This is a genomic window from Williamsia sp. Y721, from assembly GCF_059683565.1.
In genome coordinates this window covers 217,952-236,336 of sequence record NZ_JCASNH010000004.1, presented here as the reverse complement: position 1 = coordinate 236,336, position 18,385 = coordinate 217,952, and the positions used below count along the sequence as shown (strand labels likewise).

The 18,385-nt window shown below is 64.9% G+C and carries 14 protein-coding genes; 2 read left to right on the top strand and 12 right to left on the bottom strand.

From position 1 onward, the window contains the following. The first annotated feature begins 88 nt into the window (after positions 1 to 88). Positions 89 to 757: a response regulator gene (locus tag AC56PL_RS20590; protein ID WP_495518205.1), complete on the top strand. Its 669-nt coding sequence runs from the start codon at positions 89 to 91 to the stop codon at positions 755 to 757. On the opposite strand, the gene AC56PL_RS20585 is transcribed toward AC56PL_RS20590, so the two are convergent. Beyond that, on the bottom strand, positions 754 to 2,757 hold the full coding sequence (locus AC56PL_RS20585) for a VWA domain-containing protein (RefSeq protein WP_495518206.1): 2,004 nt from the start codon (positions 2,755 to 2,757) through the stop codon (positions 754 to 756). The two genes, AC56PL_RS20590 and AC56PL_RS20585, sit on opposite strands and share 4 nt — an antisense overlap. 16 nt (positions 2,758 to 2,773) lie before the next feature. After that, positions 2,774 to 4,189, bottom strand: coding sequence for a sigma 54-interacting transcriptional regulator (locus tag AC56PL_RS20580; RefSeq protein ID WP_495518207.1), 1,416 nt, complete (start codon positions 4,187 to 4,189; stop codon positions 2,774 to 2,776). Between the two features lie 153 nt (positions 4,190 to 4,342). Between AC56PL_RS20580 and AC56PL_RS20575 the strand changes: the two genes are divergently transcribed. Next, positions 4,343 to 5,596: a CaiB/BaiF CoA transferase family protein gene (locus AC56PL_RS20575; RefSeq protein WP_497155008.1), complete on the top strand. Its 1,254-nt coding sequence runs from the start codon at positions 4,343 to 4,345 to the stop codon at positions 5,594 to 5,596. Between the two features lie 94 nt (positions 5,597 to 5,690). Here the strand turns inward: AC56PL_RS20575 and AC56PL_RS20570 are convergent, their stop codons facing one another. From AC56PL_RS20570 to AC56PL_RS20525, 10 genes are all read right to left on the bottom strand, one after another. Beyond that, complete coding sequence (locus AC56PL_RS20570) at positions 5,691 to 6,419, bottom strand: TSUP family transporter (RefSeq protein ID WP_495518209.1); 729 nt, start codon at positions 6,417 to 6,419, stop codon at positions 5,691 to 5,693. Between the two features lie 116 nt (positions 6,420 to 6,535). Further along, positions 6,536 to 8,101 (bottom strand): bifunctional phosphoribosylaminoimidazolecarboxamide formyltransferase/IMP cyclohydrolase, encoded by a 1,566-nt coding sequence (gene purH / locus AC56PL_RS20565; RefSeq protein WP_497155007.1) that lies wholly within the window; start codon positions 8,099 to 8,101, stop codon positions 6,536 to 6,538. Then, the gene (gene purN, locus AC56PL_RS20560; protein ID WP_495518211.1) at positions 8,098 to 8,706 is read right to left on the bottom strand and encodes a phosphoribosylglycinamide formyltransferase; all 609 of its coding nucleotides are present in this window, start codon (positions 8,704 to 8,706) and stop codon (positions 8,098 to 8,100) included. The genes purH and purN overlap by 4 nt, the downstream gene beginning before the upstream one ends. 120 nt (positions 8,707 to 8,826) lie before the next feature. Further along, on the bottom strand, positions 8,827 to 10,326 hold the full coding sequence (locus tag AC56PL_RS20555; protein ID WP_497155006.1) for a cell division protein PerM: 1,500 nt from the start codon (positions 10,324 to 10,326) through the stop codon (positions 8,827 to 8,829). A gap of 184 nt (positions 10,327 to 10,510) precedes the next feature. Then, positions 10,511 to 11,698 (bottom strand): DUF5336 domain-containing protein, encoded by a 1,188-nt coding sequence (locus AC56PL_RS20550; RefSeq protein ID WP_495518213.1) that lies wholly within the window; start codon positions 11,696 to 11,698, stop codon positions 10,511 to 10,513. A gap of 438 nt (positions 11,699 to 12,136) precedes the next feature. After that, positions 12,137 to 13,789, bottom strand: a complete 1,653-nt coding sequence (locus AC56PL_RS20545) for an AMP-binding protein (protein ID WP_497155005.1) — start codon at positions 13,787 to 13,789, stop codon at positions 12,137 to 12,139. 27 nt (positions 13,790 to 13,816) lie between these two features. Next, positions 13,817 to 14,653, bottom strand: coding sequence for an HpcH/HpaI aldolase/citrate lyase family protein (locus tag AC56PL_RS20540; RefSeq protein WP_497155004.1), 837 nt, complete (start codon positions 14,651 to 14,653; stop codon positions 13,817 to 13,819). Positions 14,654 to 14,685: 32 nt separating this feature from the next. After that, the gene (locus AC56PL_RS20535) at positions 14,686 to 15,204 is read right to left on the bottom strand and encodes a MaoC family dehydratase (protein WP_497155003.1); all 519 of its coding nucleotides are present in this window, start codon (positions 15,202 to 15,204) and stop codon (positions 14,686 to 14,688) included. Next, positions 15,201 to 16,373 (bottom strand): acyl-CoA dehydrogenase family protein, encoded by a 1,173-nt coding sequence (locus AC56PL_RS20530; protein WP_497155002.1) that lies wholly within the window; start codon positions 16,371 to 16,373, stop codon positions 15,201 to 15,203. The genes AC56PL_RS20535 and AC56PL_RS20530 overlap by 4 nt, the downstream gene beginning before the upstream one ends. Then, positions 16,370 to 18,385, bottom strand: coding sequence for an acetyl-CoA carboxylase biotin carboxylase subunit (locus tag AC56PL_RS20525; RefSeq protein WP_497155001.1), 2,016 nt, complete (start codon positions 18,383 to 18,385; stop codon positions 16,370 to 16,372). The genes AC56PL_RS20530 and AC56PL_RS20525 overlap by 4 nt, the downstream gene beginning before the upstream one ends.

The window sequence follows — 18,385 nt, the reverse complement described above, 5'->3', positions numbered from 1 at the left end:
GCAACCGAATTGATGCACAACCCCAACGATCGCGCTAACTTGAAGGCGTGAAATCCAATGGGCGCCGGGCAGATGACGGCGACCGCCCATGACGATCCGTGTCGTCGTCGCCGACGATCAGGCGCTGTTCCGCAGTACCGTCACCCTGTTGATCAACAGCGAAGCCGGACTGCAGGTGGTGGCGGAGGCCTCAGACGGTGCAGAGGCGGTGCGGGCGGCCCGAAATCACATCCCCGACGTCATTGTCATGGACATCCGGATGCCCGGTATCGATGGTCTGCAGGCCACCAAGGCGATCGTCGACGACCCCCGCCTGCGCGAGTGCCGCATCCTCATCCTCACCACATTCGAGCAGGACGAGTACGTGATGCTCGCGCTCCGAGCGGGTGCCAGCGGATTCGTCGGCAAAGACCTCGCACCGGCCGCCCTGCTCGCCGCGATCCGGACCGTCGCGCGCGGCGATGCCCTGCTGTCACCATCGGCCACGAAACTGCTGATCTCCCAATTCCTCTCACACCCCACCGTTGGCAGCGGTCGCGGTGCGTTCGACGTGCTCACGCCCCGCGAACGGGAAGTGGTGATGCTGGTGGCAACCGGACTCTCGAACAGCGAACTCGCCGGACAACTCGGGATCAGCACCCTGACCGCGAAGACACACGTCAACCGCGCCATGACCAAACTCGGGGTACGCGATCGCGCGCAGTTGGTGATCGCCGCGTATCAGGAGGGCATGGTCCGGCCCGGTCGCCCGGGCTAACGGTTGTTGCGGCGTCGCTTTCCGCCGAGGTAGTCGCCAACCACGGCAGCACCGAGACCGTCGAGGTCGGGCGCCACGACGCGTCCCGACACCCTGCGTGCCATCTGATCCACGAAGTGGACCAGCCCGGGGTCGTCGCCGAGCCGGAAGAAGCTGACCTGAGCGCCCATCCGCCCGACGTTGTCGAGTTCGCGGACGGTGGCACCGAGCGTCGCCGGATGCGGCGGGTAGTAGAAGAACGGCTCGCCGCCAGGCAACAGATGCGCGGTCGGCTCACCGTCGGTGACGATCAGTACGACCGGCTGGGCGTTGGGATGACGACGAAAGTGCCGCTGCGCGAGCAGGAGCGCGTGATGAAGATTCGTACCCTGTTGGCGCATACCGTCCAGGCCGATGAGTTCGCTCATCTCGAGGGTCCGGGCGTAGTGACCGAACGAGATCAGTTGCAGTTCATCGCTGCGGAACCGGGTGGAGATCAGATGGTTGAGCGCCATCGCCGTCCGCTTCATCGGTGTCCAGCGATTCTCCAGCCACATCGAGAACGACGTGTCCACGAGCAGTGCGACCGCCGCCTGGCTGCGGGCTTCGGTTTCGGCGACCTCGACATCGCGGACGTCGATCCGCACACCATCGCGGATCATCGCATTGCCGGCATGCCGTTTGTCACGGTCTTCGGTCATGGTGCGCAGCACCGCATTCGACACCGTCCGGGTGACATCCCACGGTTCGGTATCACCGAACTCCCACTCCCGCGACGAACCCGTCGGCTCGCCGGCCAATCCGGCCCGGCGCGTCTGCCGGTCACCGTGACGTCCCGAGAGTTGTTCGGCCACATCCCGGAAGATCGACTGCCCCAGTTGGCGCATCGCCTTGGGTGAGAGCTTCAGCTGGCCGTCACTGCCGCGTTCGAGGAGTCCCTCCTCCTTGAGGGCCTTTTCGAGTTCGGCAAGTGTCCGGGCGTCCACCGCCGCGTCTTCCCCGAGCTGGCGGGCCAGGGCATCGAGGTCGACGTCATCGAGTTGTGCACCCGAATACTGTTGGGAGAGTTGGTCTGACAAGGACTCGAGTTCGGCAAGATCCTGCAGGGCGCCGGCACCTTCGCCCATCCCCATCCCCTGCTGGCCTTCGAAGCTCTGGCCATCGTCCCAGCCCATACCCGGACGAGCCTGCCGCAGTTGCGAATCCATCTGCGAGAGCTGCCCCATCAGGTCCGGTGAACCGAACGCCTGCTGTGACAACTGCTCGAGCTCGGCCCGCTGTTCGGGCGACAACGAGTTGTAGAACTGCTGCGCAGCGGCGCTGCGGGCCGCCAGCGAATCGATCAGCTCTTCGGTGTTGCTCGGGTTCTCGGGAAAGAAGTCCCCGTGCTTGTCCATGAACTCATCGAATTGCTCGGTGGTGTCCTCACCACGGTTGTGCGCGGCAAGCAGCTCGTTGAGGTCCTTGAGCATGTCCGTGATGCGCTGCCGGTCTTCCTCGGTCGCCCCTTCGAGGGCTTCCTTCATCCCCGCGAAACGCTGATCGAGCAGTTCCCGACCCAGCAGATCGGAGATCTTGTCGTACTTCTCCTTCGCCTCCGGACTGCGCCAGTTGTAGTCGGACAGGTCCTGGACCGCCTGCGCGGTCGACGGCGGAAGGTTCTCGATCTGCATCTCGGCAAACCGGGCGTCGTCATCGAGGTCGCGCGCGAGTTGCTTGCGCTCGTCGAGCACGGCCTCGTCGAGCAGCTTGCGGATCTCCTCGAAGGTCCCGTTCAGGTTGCGGGACTTGAGGATCTGCTCGCGACGCTTGTTGGCCATCTCCCGCAGTTCATCGAGTCCCCGCATGTTCTTGCTGCCGCGGCGCAGGTACTCCCGCATCGCGGACTGTGGGGATCCACCGGCCATCACGTCGTCGCCGATGGCGTCGAGCGCTTCGCGCAGATCCACCGGTGGCGCCAACGGGTCGGGGCCACCGGTGTACCGCAGATAGCGTGAGCGGTGAAAATTATTGCGGGGCATGTCGATTTCTCTCGGTTCAGCCGTACACGGTCTGGCCGGAGCCGTCGGCTTCTTTGCCGATCCGCCGGGCCAGGAACAGACCTTCGAGCGCCAACTCGAGGGCACTGGCACGTTCTCCGTCGTCGATGACATCCAGTCGCTCGGCGATCTTGTTCACCACCGGCTCGGTGCCCTCCGGCATCGACGTCAGCAGATCGTTGGCGGAGACCCGATCACCGGTCACCACCGGCTCACTGGCCTCGAGCGCGGTGACCAGCGTCGCCAGATCGACACCACCGAGATGCTCTCGCACGGTGTCGGCGGTCGACTTGCGAAGGAGATGCTCGAGGATCTCGACCTCGCGGCCCTCTTCACCCGATTCGAACTCGACCTTGCCGCGGAGCACCTCGATCACCGACGAGAGGTCGACAACGCGTGCCACCGCGAGGTCCTCACCGAGCACCGCCGCGCGGTGCAGTGCCGCGGCGGCAACGGTTTCGGCACCGGCGATGGCAAACCGGGCCGAGACGCCGGATCGCTGATCGATCGCCGGGTTGTCGCGGACGTACCGGGTGAACCTCGCGATGATCTCGATGAGGAACGTCGGCACGGTCGCCGTCAGGTCGGCTTCCTGCTCGATGACCGCGATTTCGTCCTCGAGTTCGAGCGGATAGTGGGTGCGGATCTCCGCACCGAAACGGTCCTTGAGGGGGGAGATGATCCGGCCGCGGTTGGTGTAGTCCTCGGGGTTGGCGCTGGCCATCAACACCACGTCGAGCGGCAACCGGAGGCTGTAGCCGCGAACCTGGATGTCGCGCTCCTCCATCACGTTGAGCATGGCGACCTGGATGCGCTCGGCGAGGTCGGGCAGCTCGTTGATCGCGAGGATGCCACGGTGCGCCCGCGGGATGAGCCCGAAGTGGATGGTCTCCGGATCTCCCAGGCTCCGCCCCTCGGCGACCTTCATCGGATCGACATCGCCCACCAGGTCACCCACCGAGGTGTCGGGGGTGGCGAGCTTCTCGGAGTAACGCTCGCTGCGGTGCCGCCAGCCGATCGGCAGATCGTCCAGCAGGTTCGCGGCTTTGCGGATCGACGCCGGGGTGATCGGTTCGAACGGGTGCTCGTCGAGTTCAGAACCCTCGATAACCGGGGTCCATTCGTCGAGCAGGCCGACTATGGTCCGCAGCAAACGGGTCTTGCCCTGTCCGCGTTCACCCAGCATCACCACGTCATGCCCGGCGAGCAGGGCCCGCTCGAGGTGTGGGATCACGGTGGTCTCGAAACCCAGGATCCCGGGCCACGGGTCGACGCCCGACCGCAGTGCGGTCAGCAGGTTGTTACGGATCTCGTCCTTCACGCTTCGCTGCACATGACCCGAGGCACGAAGTTCGCCGAGGGTCCGTGGAGAAGGGTGTGCCGAGCGGGTTGTCGTCGTGTGGGGTGTGCTCACCTCCTCTACGCTACGAGGCCGCGCTCGGAAGCGCACTTGTTACGCCCGCAGAGGAACTCCTGACACCTTCCGAAGCCATCCCGAGTAGCCTTCGCGACGCGCCCGGCCGAGCCCGATTGCCGCCTGCAGTCGACGATTCGACAAACTGAGGAGATGACAAGCACCACAACGTCTCAAGCAGGGGCATCGGGATCCGAGCCGGCGGTCCCCACCGGGGCACTCGACGGGATCCGGGTGCTCGAGCTGGGTTCGCTGATCGCCGGCCCCTTCGGTGCCCGTCTGCTGGGTGATCTCGGGGCCGACGTGATCAAGATCGAGGCGCCGAACTCCCCGGACCCGTTGCGCGGTTGGGGCCAGGCCGAACGTGACGGACACCACTTTCTGTGGACCGTCTACGCCCGCAACAAGCGAGCCATCACGCTGAACCTGCGCAGCGAACGCGGCCGCGAGATCTTTCTCGAGCTGGTCGAGCAGGCCGACATGATCGTCGAGAACTTTCGTCCCGGCACCCTTGAAAAACTCGACATCGGCTACGACGTACTCCGCGAACGCAATCGGGGCATCATCCTGGTCCGCGTGTCGGGATACGGGCAGACCGGACCCGATGCCGGCCGCGCCGGCTACGCGTCGGTTGCCGAAGCCGAAAGCGGACTACGGCATCTCAACGGCTATCCCGACCAGCCGCCGCCACGCATCGCACTGTCGCTCGGCGACACGCTCGCCGGGATGTTCGCCGTGCACGGAGCGCTCGCCGCGCTGTACCGCCGGACGGTCACCGGTGAGGGCCAGATCGTCGACGTGGCGCTGAACGAAGCCTGCCTGGCGGTTCAGGAATCGACCATCCCCGACTACGACCAGGGCGGAGTGGTCCGCGGACCTTCCGGCACCCGGCTCGCCGGCATCGCGCCGTCGAACATCTACCCCACCGGTGACGGCAGCATGGTTGTCATCGGCGCCAATCAGGACACCGTCTTCCGACGCCTGTGCGCGGCGATGGGCAAACCGGAATTGGCGGCCGATCCCCGATTCGCCGATCACGGGGCCCGCGGAGCGAACCAGGACGAGATCGACGAGATCATCGCCAAGTGGACCGCCGAACAGCCCAAAGACCATCTCATCGCGCTGCTCAAAGAGGCCGGCGTGGTTGTCGGGCCGATCAACACCGTCGCCGAGGTGGTCACCGATCCCCAACTGCTGGCCCGGGACATGATCACCCCGCACTTCGACGAACGAATCGGCGAAGACGTCCTCGGGCCGGGCATCGTGCCCAAACTGACCGGTACCCCGGGCCGGATCCGCAACGCGGGACCGTCGGTCCCGGGTCGTCACAACACCGAGGTCTTGAGCGAACTGCTGCACCTCGACGACGAGGAGATCAAGGCGTTGAAGGCCGACGGCGTCCTCTGACCCACCCGCTCTCACCCAAACGCTCCGGATTTACGAGGACGCTCCACATATTTGTGGAGCATCCTCGTATATCCGGAGCGTTTGCGGGTTTGGGTCAGCGGAAGGCCAACCAGATCGCCAGCCCAAAACCGGCGAATGCGATGGCAATTCGCAGCGGTGTCGCCGGGATCCGGGCCACCACCGGTGGTCCGACCCAGCCGCCTGCCAGGCATCCGACACCCATCGCGGCCGCCGCACCCCAGTCGATTGATCCGAAGAACACGAAGACCAGGGCGGCAACAGCATTCGACGCGGCCAGCAACACCGACTTGAACAGCGTTGCCTGCCATATCGTCTGCGTCGTGGTGATCAGTGAGACGGCCAGGAAGATGATCCCCGCGCCGGCACCGAAATAGCCACCGTAGATGGCGATGACGAACACAGCGATGGGCAGTATCGCGGGTATGTCGCGGTGGCCGGACATCCGGCGAATCATCGGCTGGCACAACACCGCAAGGGCCGCGACCGCGACCAGATACGGGACCACTGCCTCGAACGTGCTCGCCGACGTCAGCAACAGGACCACCGCGCCGACAAGACCACCGGCACCGGCACAACCGAGCAACGCGAACAGACGTCGGTCGAACGAGATGGATGCCCGCGCCGATGTCGCACTACCGATACCGACCGGGATCAGCGCCACCGTATTGGTGACATTGGCGGTGATCGGCGGTAGGCCCGCCAGCAACAGAGCCGGATAACTGACGAGGGACGCAAGTCCGGTCACGTAACCCACCACACCGGCAAGGAAGCCGGCGGCAATCAAGAACGCCAGTTCCGCCACCGCCGCAACCTACCTCACTACCCCCGCTCCCGCTCCCCCGCAAACGCTCCGGAAATACGAAGACGCTCCACATATTTGTGGAGCGTCCTCGTATTGATGGAGCGTTTGCGGTGGGGCTAGTGGGCGAAGTGCCGGGCCCCGGTCAGGTAGAGGGTGATGCCTGCCTCGTTGGCGGCCGCGATCACCTCGTTGTCGCGAATCGAACCACCGGGCTGCACAACTGCTTTCACGCCGCCGTCGATGAGCACCTGCAATCCGTCCGGGAACGGGAAGAACGCATCGGAGGCACCGACACTGCCGCGAGCCCGGTCACCGGCACGCGTCACCGCGAGATGCGCGGAGTCGACGCGATTGACCTGACCCATACCGACACCGACCGACGCCCGGTCCGACGCCAGCAGGATCGCATTGGACTTCACCGAGCGGCAGGCCCGCCAGGCGAACTCGAGATCGGCCAGGGTTGCCGCATCAGCGGCCTCGCCTGCCGCCAGCTGCCAGTTCTCCGGCGAGTCACCCTCGGCGTCGAGGATGTCGCGGTGCTGAACCAGTACCCCACCGCTCACCGGCTTCAGTTCCACGGCATCGCGGCGCGGGGGCTGCGCAAGCAACACCCGGACGTTCTTCTTGCGGGTCAGGACCGAGAGCGCACCGTCGTCGAATCCAGGGGCGACGACGACCTCGGTGAAGATCTCCGCGATCTGCTCGGCCATCTGCAGGCTCACCGGCCGGTTCGCGGCGATGACTCCACCGTAGGCACTGACCGGATCGCACGCGTGCGCCTTACGGTGCGCCTCGGCGATGTTCTCCGAGGTTGCGATGCCACAGGGGTTGGCGTGCTTGATGATCGCCACCGCGGCGTCGGTGAAGTCGTAGGCGGCACGCCAGGCCGCGTCGGCGTCGGTGTAGTTGTTGTAGCTCATCTCCTTGCCGTGCAGCTGCTCGGCCTGGGCCAGGCCCGGTGCCTCGGTGCTGCTGACATAGAGCGCCGCGGGCTGATGCGGGTTCTCGCCGTAGCGCAACACGGACGAGCGCTCCCAGCTCTTGCCCGCCCAGACGGGGAACTCGCTGTCGGGCTCGGGCGCGACAACGCGACCCATCCACTCAGCGACCGCGATGTCGTAGTCGGCGGTGTGACGGAATGCCTTCGCGGCCAGAGACTTACGCTCGACAAGCGTGAATCCCCCGGCCTCGACGGCGGTCAGGACATCCGCGTAGTCGCTGGGGTCGACCACCACGCCGACCGACGGATGGTTCTTGGCGGCACCGCGCACCATCGACGGTCCGCCGATGTCGATCTGTTCGACGCACTCATCGGGGGTCGCACCCGAGGCCACCGTCTCGGTGAACGGGTAGAGGTTCACGATGACCAACTCGAATGCGGCGATGCCGAGTTCGGCGAGCTTCTCGATGTGCGCGTCCTTGCGGGTGTCGGCCAGGATGCCGGCGTGCACCACCGGGTGCAGCGTCTTGACCCGACCTTCGAGGCACTCCGGGAAGCCGGTCAGTTCGGAGACCTCGATGACCGGGACGCCGGCCTCGGCGATCTTCTTGGCCGTCGAACCGGTCGATACGATCTCGACGCCGCCGGCGTGCAGGCCCTTGGCCAGTTCGGTCAGCCCGGATTTGTCGTACACGCTGACCAATGCCCGACGGAAGGGCTTGCGCTGCAGGTCATTACTCACTGAATGTGGGCCTTTCGTCCTTCGATGACAACACCTTTGGTGGCAATCGAACGCACCACCGCTACAAGCAGCACCCGTTCGACCATCTTGATTCGTTCATGCAACGTGATTTCGTCGTCACTGGACTGCACGGCAACCGGGGCCTGCGCGAGAATCGGACCGGTGTCCACGCCGCTGTCGACCAGATGAATGGTCGAGCCCGTCACCTTGACGCCGTGGGCCAGTGCGTCGGCCACCGCGTGCGCGCCGGGGAACGACGGCAGCAACGCGGGGTGCGCATTGATGATGCGGCCACCGAAACGGGCGAGGAACTCCGGCCCCAGGATCTTCATGAATCCCGCGGCCACCACCAGGTCGGGGTTGAACGCGGCGACCGTGTCGGCAAGCTTGCGATCCCATTCGGAGCGGTCGCTCATCATCGGGACGATCGCAGTGTCCACTCCGCGTCGTCGCGCCGCCTGCTCGGCGGCGCACTCACGGTCGGTCACCATCGCGACAACGGTGCCCGGATAGTCGTCGTCCTCGGCGGCGTCGAACAACGCCGAGGCCAGCGAACCCGCGCCCGACGCGAGGATGACAACGGACACCGGGGTGACTGACGGCATGGCGTCCAGTGTGGAACTCCTCGAACTCTGGTTTGAACGGAAATCTTCGACGACGCGGGCCCCTCATCGAGTGGCCCGCAGATGCCTCGTCTCGCGCTGTCGAGCCTAATCGCTGCTGTTTCAGCGAGGCCGTCGGGTACCGAACTCGTCGGTCGAAACCAGTTCCTCGCCGCCGACCGCGTCGATCATCTCGGAGTCGGCGTCATCCCAGTCGGTCTCGGTGACCCAGTCGTCGACATCCCAGCCGTCGATCGCCGGGGCGACGTCTGTCAGGGCGCCTGAGTCTCGATCGAGGATCGGGATCTCGGCCGGTTCGTGATACTCGATCTCCAGCTCTGCCGGGACCGCGTCAGCAGCCTCATCGAGATCGTCGAACTCGTCGAGGTCCCGTGGGGCGTAGTCGTCGTAGATCAGGTTCATGGCACGCGCGCGAGCTCGCCGGGTCGACGGCAGCGCACTGTGGATCAGCGCCATGACCGACCCGACAACGGCGATCCAGCCGAACGCGAAGACCCCCACCACCGGCAGGTTGACGCCGACCTCACCGAGCACACCGAGCTTTCCACCGGCCACCGCCGAGGCCGCCACGATCGCCAACGACGTCAGACCCGCGGCCACCACGACGGTGCGGATGTTGCGCAGCAGCGACAGATCCACGCACAGACGGGCGACGATCAGTGACACCATTGCGGCGCAGGCAAGCAGGATCAGACCCCACCGGCCACCGCCGCCGTCGGGAAGCACCGCCAGGATCGGCAGCGGCGGCACCTGTCCACCGACCGAACCGAAGAGGTCGACGCTCGCACCGCCGACCTGCACGGGCGCCCCGACCAACGCGGCTGCCGAACCGATCACCACGTTGGGCAGGTAGAGCAACGAGAGCAGGAACAATCCGAGCACGCCTGCCAAGCCATTGCCTGCCGACAGCAGCTCGCCGGCGACGGACCAGTTGATGATCAACCGGAAAGCGACAACCAACGCGCCCAGCGTGAACATCGCGACCACCGCGATCAGGCCACAGCGCAGACCTTTGAGCACCCAGTCGGCCACGCCGGTCCGCACCACAATCGTCGGCCACCACTTGTAGGCGACACCGCCGACGGCGCCAAGCGCCTGGACCGCGAGCGTGCAGACGAAGGCCAGCAGCGCATTCGGGCTCTGCAAGGTCATCACCGTCGATGCGTCCATCACCACGGCCAGCGACAGCACGGTGGCGAGCAGTGGCCCGCCGACGGCGGCGAGGATCACGGCCGCGACCTCGGAGTGTGGACGGTCGATGTCGGTTGCCCGGGCGGTGGATCGTCCCACCGCGAACATCATCAGCAACGTGGGGGCCAGCGGCATCACACCGACGGTGACGTCGCCGACGGTCATGGGTACCTGATGTATTGCGAACCACATCGACGCGACCGTCGCGGGCAGACTCCCGAGGCCGTCGCCCACGGTCAGCAGGGTGACGATCGCGACCAGGATCAGTAGCCCCAGAGTGGCAGCTGTGGTCCCGAAGGCAAGCCGGACAAGCGCCCGGGTCGAATCCGCGGCACCAACCTCATCGGCGCGGCGCGAGCGGCGTATCTCGCGCAGACGCGCGGCGAGGTTTTCCGCTGTAGAACTGACCACTGGCCCAGGGTGTCATTCGCATCGCATACCGATGGTCAGGCGCGCCGAAGAAATGCAGTTTACGAATTGATGAATTGACACACCTGGATAAAGCAACACACCGGACGGTTGCGGCCATTGGCCACAACTGTCCGGTGTGTACTTCGGTACGGGAATTGTTTCCGGACCGGATTGAAGCAGAGTTCTAGCGCTCCGGCGACTTGAACTGTGTTGTCTGATCGCTGCCCTGGCCCGGGCGGTCCTCGGAGCTCGAGGCTCCCGGTGCCTGATATGAGGTTGCCCCCGGATGTGCACCGGGCGACGGAGCACTCGGCTGCGCGGACGAGGGGCTACTCGGCTGCGGTGTGGCAGATGGGTTCGCGGACGGAACTGCCGTCGTCGCATCCGAACTTCCGGACTTGCCCTGCCCGGCCGTGTCTGCGGCGGACGGCGCATTCTGCCCGTAACCGGTCTGCGCGTACGGATTGCTCTGCGCTGCCTGGTGACTGCCGGAACCCGATGCGCTCTGACCGGACGATGCCTGGCCGTAGCCTGCGCCGTACCCGCTCGCCTGTCCGTATCCGCCACTCTGTCCGTAGCTGGGAGCCGATTCTGCCGCGGCCTGCTGCGAGCCGGTCGAGGTGGACGCGGTGGTAGATGCGGCGTCCGCCGATCCGGTTTTGATGATTCCGGCTTCGACCAGCAACCATGCCACCGCGACGGCAGCCTGGATGATGCCGAAGACGATCACCAGGATGAATCCGATGCCTGCATCGCCTTCACCTTTGGTGAAGAACTGGAACAGGATCAGCAGTCCGCCGATCACCGACATGCCGGCGACCACACCGCTGAACTTCGTGTCCTGCTTGAGCAGCAACGTCGACAGTGCGATCAGACCGGCCGCACCGAGGATCGTCAGCGCAGTGGCCTCCCACTGGAACATGTGGTTGTTCTCGAGGCCCTCCATGTCGATCACAGGAGCGAAGCCGAGGAAGAAGTTGATCAGACCGAGGGCGCCGAGCGCGTAGACCAGGTATGTCCCGATTGCGGCTGGCAGACCTTGCTTCGCCGCGGGCTGCGAGTAGCCCTGCTGGCCGTAGCCATAACCTTGCTGGCCATAGCCCTGCTGCCCCGCAGGCTGTTGTCCGGTTGGCTGTTGCCCATAGCCCTGCGAGGGCTGCTGGCCGTAGCCCTGCTGTCCATATCCTTGCGGGGGCTGCTGGCCGTAACCCTGTTGCCCGGCAGGCTGTTGTCCGTATCCCTGGGCCGGCTGCTGGCCGTAACCCTGGCCATATTGCGGCGCTCCGGCTTCGGGTTGTCCCGCGCCGGGGTACTGGGAGCCTTGGTACGGCTGCTGCGAGCCGTAGCCGGACCCCCCGGGTTGATAGCTCATTTTCCACTCCTGCGTTCGAGGACTTGGGTGTCGCGCCCCACGCTAGTACATACGCCTGGGCCGACGGCGGCCGATTTGGTCGGGTTGTCCTACTTCCAACCTACGGTCAGTGCCTGAACAGGCCGAACTCTCTGATCGTGACCACAGATCGGTACCTGAGCTCGGCGTATTTGCCGCATTGATCATCATATTTGATACCGGCAACGGCGGACAGACCCACCGAGCATGAATGCGCACTGTTTCCACGGGTCGGCCGGATCGCCTTGATCGGATTCTTTTACCGTTTTCAAACACGGCGATCGCCATGCGTCGCCTGAATGCATTTGCGCCGAGAGGATTTGCTCCATCGGGGCCGAAATCTGCGAATGTCCGATCTCGCAAACCGTGACCCGAATTGTTGCTCACAAATACCCCACCGACGATTCGGCCAATGCGGCGTCAGATATCGAGAATCCGCAATGCCTGCTGACGCATCTGGACCTTGCGGACCTTGCCGGTCACGGTCATCGGGAACTCGTCGACCAGGTGCACGTATTTGGGGATCTTGTGGCGGGCGATCTTGCCGTCCGCAAACGCATTGAGGTCGTCGACGGTGAAATTGTCTGCACCGTCGCGCAATTGAATCCACGCCATCAGTTCCTCGCCGTACTTCTCATCGGGCACGCCGATCACCTGGGCATCGAGGATGTCCGGGTGCGTATAGAGGAACTCTTCGACCTCGCGTGGGTAGATGTTCTCTCCCCCGCGGATCACCATGTCCTTGATCCGGCCGGTGATCTGGACATAGCCGTGGCTGTCCATGACCGCCAGGTCGCCGGTGTGCATCCAACCGTCGGTGTCCAGCGCTTCGGCGGTCTTGTCCGGCTGGTTCCAGTACCCGATCATCACGCTGTACCCGCGGGTACAGAACTCGCCGGTCTCACCGCGGGCGACGATGTCGCCGGTGACCGGGTCGATGATCTTGATCTCCAGATGTGGCCCGACCCTGCCCACCGTGCCGACCCGCCGGTCGAACGTGTCGTCGGTGCGCGTCTGTGTCGACACCGGCGCGGTCTCAGTCATGCCATAGCAAATCGACACCTCGGCCATGTGCATCTTGTCGATGACCTGCCGCATCACCTCGGCCGGACACGGTGATCCGGCCATGATGCCGGTCCGCAGTGAACTGAGGTCGTAGCTGTCGAAATCGGCAAGCGCCAGCTCGGCAATGAACATCGTCGGCACGCCGTAAAGGCTTGTACACTTCTCGGCTGCAACGGCTTTCAGTGACAATGACGGATCAAAACCCGGCGCGGGGATGACGATCGCCGCACCGTGGGTGGTGGCCGCGAGGTTACCCATCACCATGCCGAAGCAGTGATAGAACGGTACCGGGATACAGATACGGTCGGCTTCGGTGTATCCGCACAACTCGCCGACCAGATAGCCGTTGTTGAGGATGTTCCGGTGGGACAGCGTGGCGCCCTTCGGGTTCCCGGTGGTTCCCGATGTGTACTGGATGTTGATCGCGTCATCCTGGCTCAGTGACGCGGCGATATCATCCAGGGCGGCGAGCTCGGAATCGGTTGGCGTGGCGCACAACTCATCCCACTCGGGGCTGTCCAGCAACACCACCGATTGCAGAGCGTCGCAGTTGCCCAGCGCGGTGGAGAGCATGCCTGCGTAGTCGGCTCCACGGAATTCACGGGCAGCGATGACGGTACGGGCGCCGGATTGGGTCAGCGCGAACTCGATCTCGGTCTGCCGGTAGGCCGGATTGAGGTTCACCAGGATGACGCCGAGTTCCGCAGCGGCGTACTGGGTCAGCACCCATTCGGCACAGTTCGGAGCCCACAGTCCCAGACGGTCACCGGGCCCCATCCCACTGCGCGACAGCCCGGCGGCCAGTGCGCGAACCTGCTGCCGGAGTTCCCCGTATGTCCACCGGCGACCCGTCGGAACATCGACCAGGGCTTCACTGTCGGCGAATCGCTCCGCGGTATCGCGAAGCGATTCGCCGATGGTCAGCGTCAGCAGCGGTGGTTCTTCTTCACCTTTGGCGTACGAGCGCGGCACGCTTTCGGCGCCCCTTGTAGACGAGCGGTCAGACATCGTTGTCTCCTCACTGGTCACACCTGGTCAAGCTGTTGCCGGATCAACCCTTCGCATGATGGCCTCGGCCTGTCCGAGCAGTGGCGAATCGATCATCTGACCGCCCACCCGGAAGACACCGCCGACATTGTCCGCAGCGGCCGCGAGCACTTCGCGTGCCCACTGGACCTCGTCTTCGGTCGGGCGATATGCCGCCCGCACGATATCGACCTGAGACGGATGGATACATGCCGTCGCCTCGTAGCCCAGATTCACCGCGTCGAGGGCTTCCAACTGCAAACCCTCGGTGTCGGCGATCTCGATGTGTACCGAGTCGATGGCGAAACGTCCGTGACTGGCGCAAGCCAACCGGACCATGCCGCGAACCTGACGGGCCACATCGCGGTACCGGCCGGCGTTCTCCTCGGCGGCGGTGAACCGGCTCGACCGGCCACCCATCGCCGCGATCAGATCTTCGGCACCCCACATCAGTCCGATGCAGTTGGGCGCCGCGGCGATCTGATCGGCCTGGGTGGCCCCGAGCGGGGTCTCCACCAGCGCCACCACCTGGTATCCGATCGCCAGCAACTGGTCCGCGCTCTCGGCCTTCGCCAGCATCACCACGCGATAGTCGGTCTGTGCCAGCGCCTTGAGATCCTTCAGATGATCGCCGGTGCCCGCCGGATTGATCCGGACCATGGTGATGTTGGGGTCGATCGGGTTGTTGATCAACGCCTCGCGCGCATCGTCGCGGGCTTCGGGTCGGACCGCATCCTCGAGATCGATGATCACCGCGTCGGCACGTTCGGCGGCCTTGGCGTATCGCTCCGGCCGATCGGCCGGGACGAACAAAATCGCCGGCCCCGGTGGACTCCAGTTCGTCACCGATTTCCCTCCTGTGCGTTCTACCTCAATGGTCACGGGTTCTTCCGAACCAATGTCGATCGCTGTGCAACAGCAACTATGTCACCATGCTGATTCTTTCCTATATGACGCAGGGACACCACGCCTTCACCGGGCCTGGATTTGCTTTCCCTCTTCCCGGTGCACACGGTTTCGGCGTACAGCGTGTCGCCACCGAAGAGCGGCTTGGGGAAGGCGATCTCCGAAAAACCGAGATTGGCCACCAAAGTGCCCTGGGTCAGCTGACTCACCGACAGTCCCACGATCGTCGATAACGTGAACATCGAATTGATCAGGCGCTGACCACCGAATCCCGGCTGCTCGGCTGCGAACGCCGCATCGAGGTGCAGGGCTTGGGTGTTCATCGTCAGCGTTGTGAACAGCACGTTGTCCGCCTCGGTCACCGTACGGCCGGGGCGGTGTTCGTAGACGGTGTCGATCTCGAACTCTTCGAAGTACAGACCGCGCTGGGTGACGCGTTTCGGTTCCCCACCGGAGTTGGTGTTCATTTCACTGTCCGGCGTGGTGCTCATGCGAACCCCAGCTCACGTGCGATGAGCATCAACTGGACCTCGGTGGTGCCCTCACCGATCTCGAGGATCTTCGAGTCGCGGTAGTGACGTGCCACGGGGTACTCGTTCATGAACCCGTAGCCACCGTGAATCTGCGTTGCCATGCGGGCGTTGTCCATCGCCGCCTCACTGGACACGAGCTTGGCGATCGCCGCTTCCTTTTTGAAAGGCTTGCCTGCCAACATCTTCGACGCCGCGTGGTAGTAGGCCGTGCGTGCCGTGTGGGCCCGCGCCTCCATCCGCGCGATCGAGAACGACACCGACTGGTAGTCGCCGATGGGACGACCGAAGGACTGCCGCTCCTTGGCGTATTTCACGCTCTCATCGACACACCCCTGAGCGACACCGGTCGCCAGCGCGGCGATCGCGATCCGGCCCTCGTCGAGGATCGACAGGAAGTTTGCATAGCCGCGACCACGCTCGCCGAGCATGTTCTCTGCGGGCACCCGGGCGTCGTCGAAACTCAGCGGATGGGTATCCGAGGCATTCCAGCCCACTTTGTTGTATGCCGGTTCAGCCGTGAAACCTGGTGTGCCGCTGGGCACGATGATGGTCGAGATCTCCTTGCGCGGGCGGCCGTCGGCGCCGGGCGAACGCGTACCGGTGACCGCGGTGACCGTGACCAGCGAGGTGATGTCGGTGCCGGAGTTGGTGATGAACTGCTTGGAACCGTTGATCACCCACTGATCGCCGTCTTGTTTGGCGGTGGTGGCGGTGGCCCCGGCATCCGAACCGGCACCGGGTTCGGTGAGACCGAAACCGGCCAACCTCTTCCCGGCCGTCAGATCGGGCAGCCACGTCTGCTTCTGCTCTTCATTGCCGAACCGGTAGATCGGCATCGCGCCGAGACCGACGCCGGCCTCCAGGGTGATGGCAACCGACTGGTCGACCTTGCCGAGTTCTTCCAGTGCCAGTGCGAGAGCGAAATAGTCGCCGCCCATGCCGCCGTATTCCTCGGGGAACGGCAGACCGAACAGGCCCATCTCCCCCATCTGGCGGACCACGTCGTACGGAAAGCTGTGCTCGGCATCATGTTTGGCCGAAACCGGCGCAACCACCTGCTGCGCAAAATCGGCCACGGTTTTGCGGAGTTCGTCGTATTCGGTGGTCAGGTCATCGGTGACACTCATGCGGGTGTTCCTTCCGTGGTGGTGGCTGCGGCCGGGTCGATGACTGTTGCCAGCTTCTGACCGGCGGCCACCTTGTCTCCGACTTTCACCGTGACGGTGAGATCACCGGCGCGGGGTGCAGTCAGGGTGTGTTCCATCTTCATTGCTTCGACCACCAGCACCGGAGCGCCGGCCTCAACCGCCTCGCCACCGGGATTGAGCACCGCCACAACGGTTCCCGGCATCGGACTGGTGATCTCGCTGAGGGCTTCGTCATCGGCCGACGACCGCAGGATGTGTGCGGTGGCAACCTCCCAGATGCCTCCTGGACCACTGATCCAGTAACTCTGGTGGTTCTCGTGGCCCAATTCGGCCTCCGGATCGGACTCGGTGATGAGCCATCGTGCGCCGGCACCGTCAACGGTGAGGCGCTCGCCGTGTAGCGCTGCCGAGGCGTTCCAGTCACCGATTTCCACCTGCGCATCGGTCTCCGGTCCGGTCACCGACACGGTGACCTTCTCGTCGCCGACCTGCAGTCGCGTCCGGGTCGGTGCAGCGCCGCCGATTCGCCAGCCGACCTCCGAGGTCCACGGCGTGCCCGCATGTCGGGCCCGGCGGGTCCGGTGCAGGCCGACCAGGGCCAACGCTTCGGACGGGACGGCGGGCGGCGTGTAGTCGACGATGAGGCGATCGAGCAGCTCGGTGTCGAGGTCGCCCTCGCGTACCCGCGGCTCATCGAGCACGAAGCGGCAGAAATCGATGTTGGTACGCAACCCGAGCACGTGGGTGTCGGCCAGTGCGGCGCCCAATCGTTCAATCGCATCGGCGCGATCTTCGCCGTGGACAATGACTTTTGCCAGCATGGGGTCGTAGTCGCTGCCGACGACTCCGCCGGTGACGATGCCGGAGTCGACCCGGATTCCGGGTCCGCTCGGCTCGTCGACCAACAGCAGCTGACCGCCGGTCGGCAAGAAACCGGCCGCCGGATCCTCGGCGTAGACACGGGCCTCGATGGCGTGGCCGGTCATGGTGACATCGTCCTGACCGAAGTCCAGCTTCTCGCCAGCCGCAACCCGCAGCTGCCACTCGACCAGATCGATACCGGTGACCAGCTCGGTGACCGGATGTTCCACCTGCAGACGGGTGTTCATCTCCATGAAGAAGAACTCGTCGGGGCGCTTCGCCGAGACGATGAACTCCACCGTGCCGGCGCCGGTGTATCCGACCGAGCGGGCGGCATCGCAGGCCGCTGCGCCGATCCGAGCGCGGGTGGTGGCGTCGAGCAGTGCCGACGGTGCCTCTTCGATCACCTTCTGATGTCGTCTTTGTAGCGAACATTCACGTTCCCCGAGGTGTACGACGTTCCCGTGGGTGTCGGCGAGAACCTGCACCTCGATATGACGCGGGGTGTCGACAAACCGCTCCAGGAACAGGGTGTCGTCGCCGAACGCGGCACCGGCCTCACGGCGCGCGGTCTTCAGCGCCGCAGGCATATCGGCCGGATCAGCCACCCGATGCATGCCCTTGCCACCGCCACCGGCGCTCGGCTTGATCAGCACGGGGAACCCGATATCGGTTGCCGCCGCGATCAATTCGTCGTCGCCGAGACCGGGCCGTGAGAGACCGGGCACCACCGGAACATCACGTTCGGAAACCGCGGCGCGGGCGGCGATCTTGTCACCCATGACCTCGATGGCCCGGGTCGGAGGGCCGAGGAACAGGATCGAGGCCTCGTGCAGAGCGCGCGCGAAAGCTGCGTTCTCCGAGAGGAATCCGTAGCCGGGATGCACCGCATCGGCGCCGACGCGCTTGGCCGCACCGATCACCTTGTCGATGTCGAGGTAGCTCGCCGTGGCCGCCGCGGGTCCGATGTGCACGGCCTCATCGGCGAGTCGTACGTGCAGCGAATCGGCATCAGCATCGGAATACACTGCAACGCTGCGGATTCCCTGAGCCCGAAGGGTGCGGATGACCCGGCAGGCGATCTCGCCCCGGTTGGCGATGAGAACTTTTTTGATTGTCTTGGTTGCCAT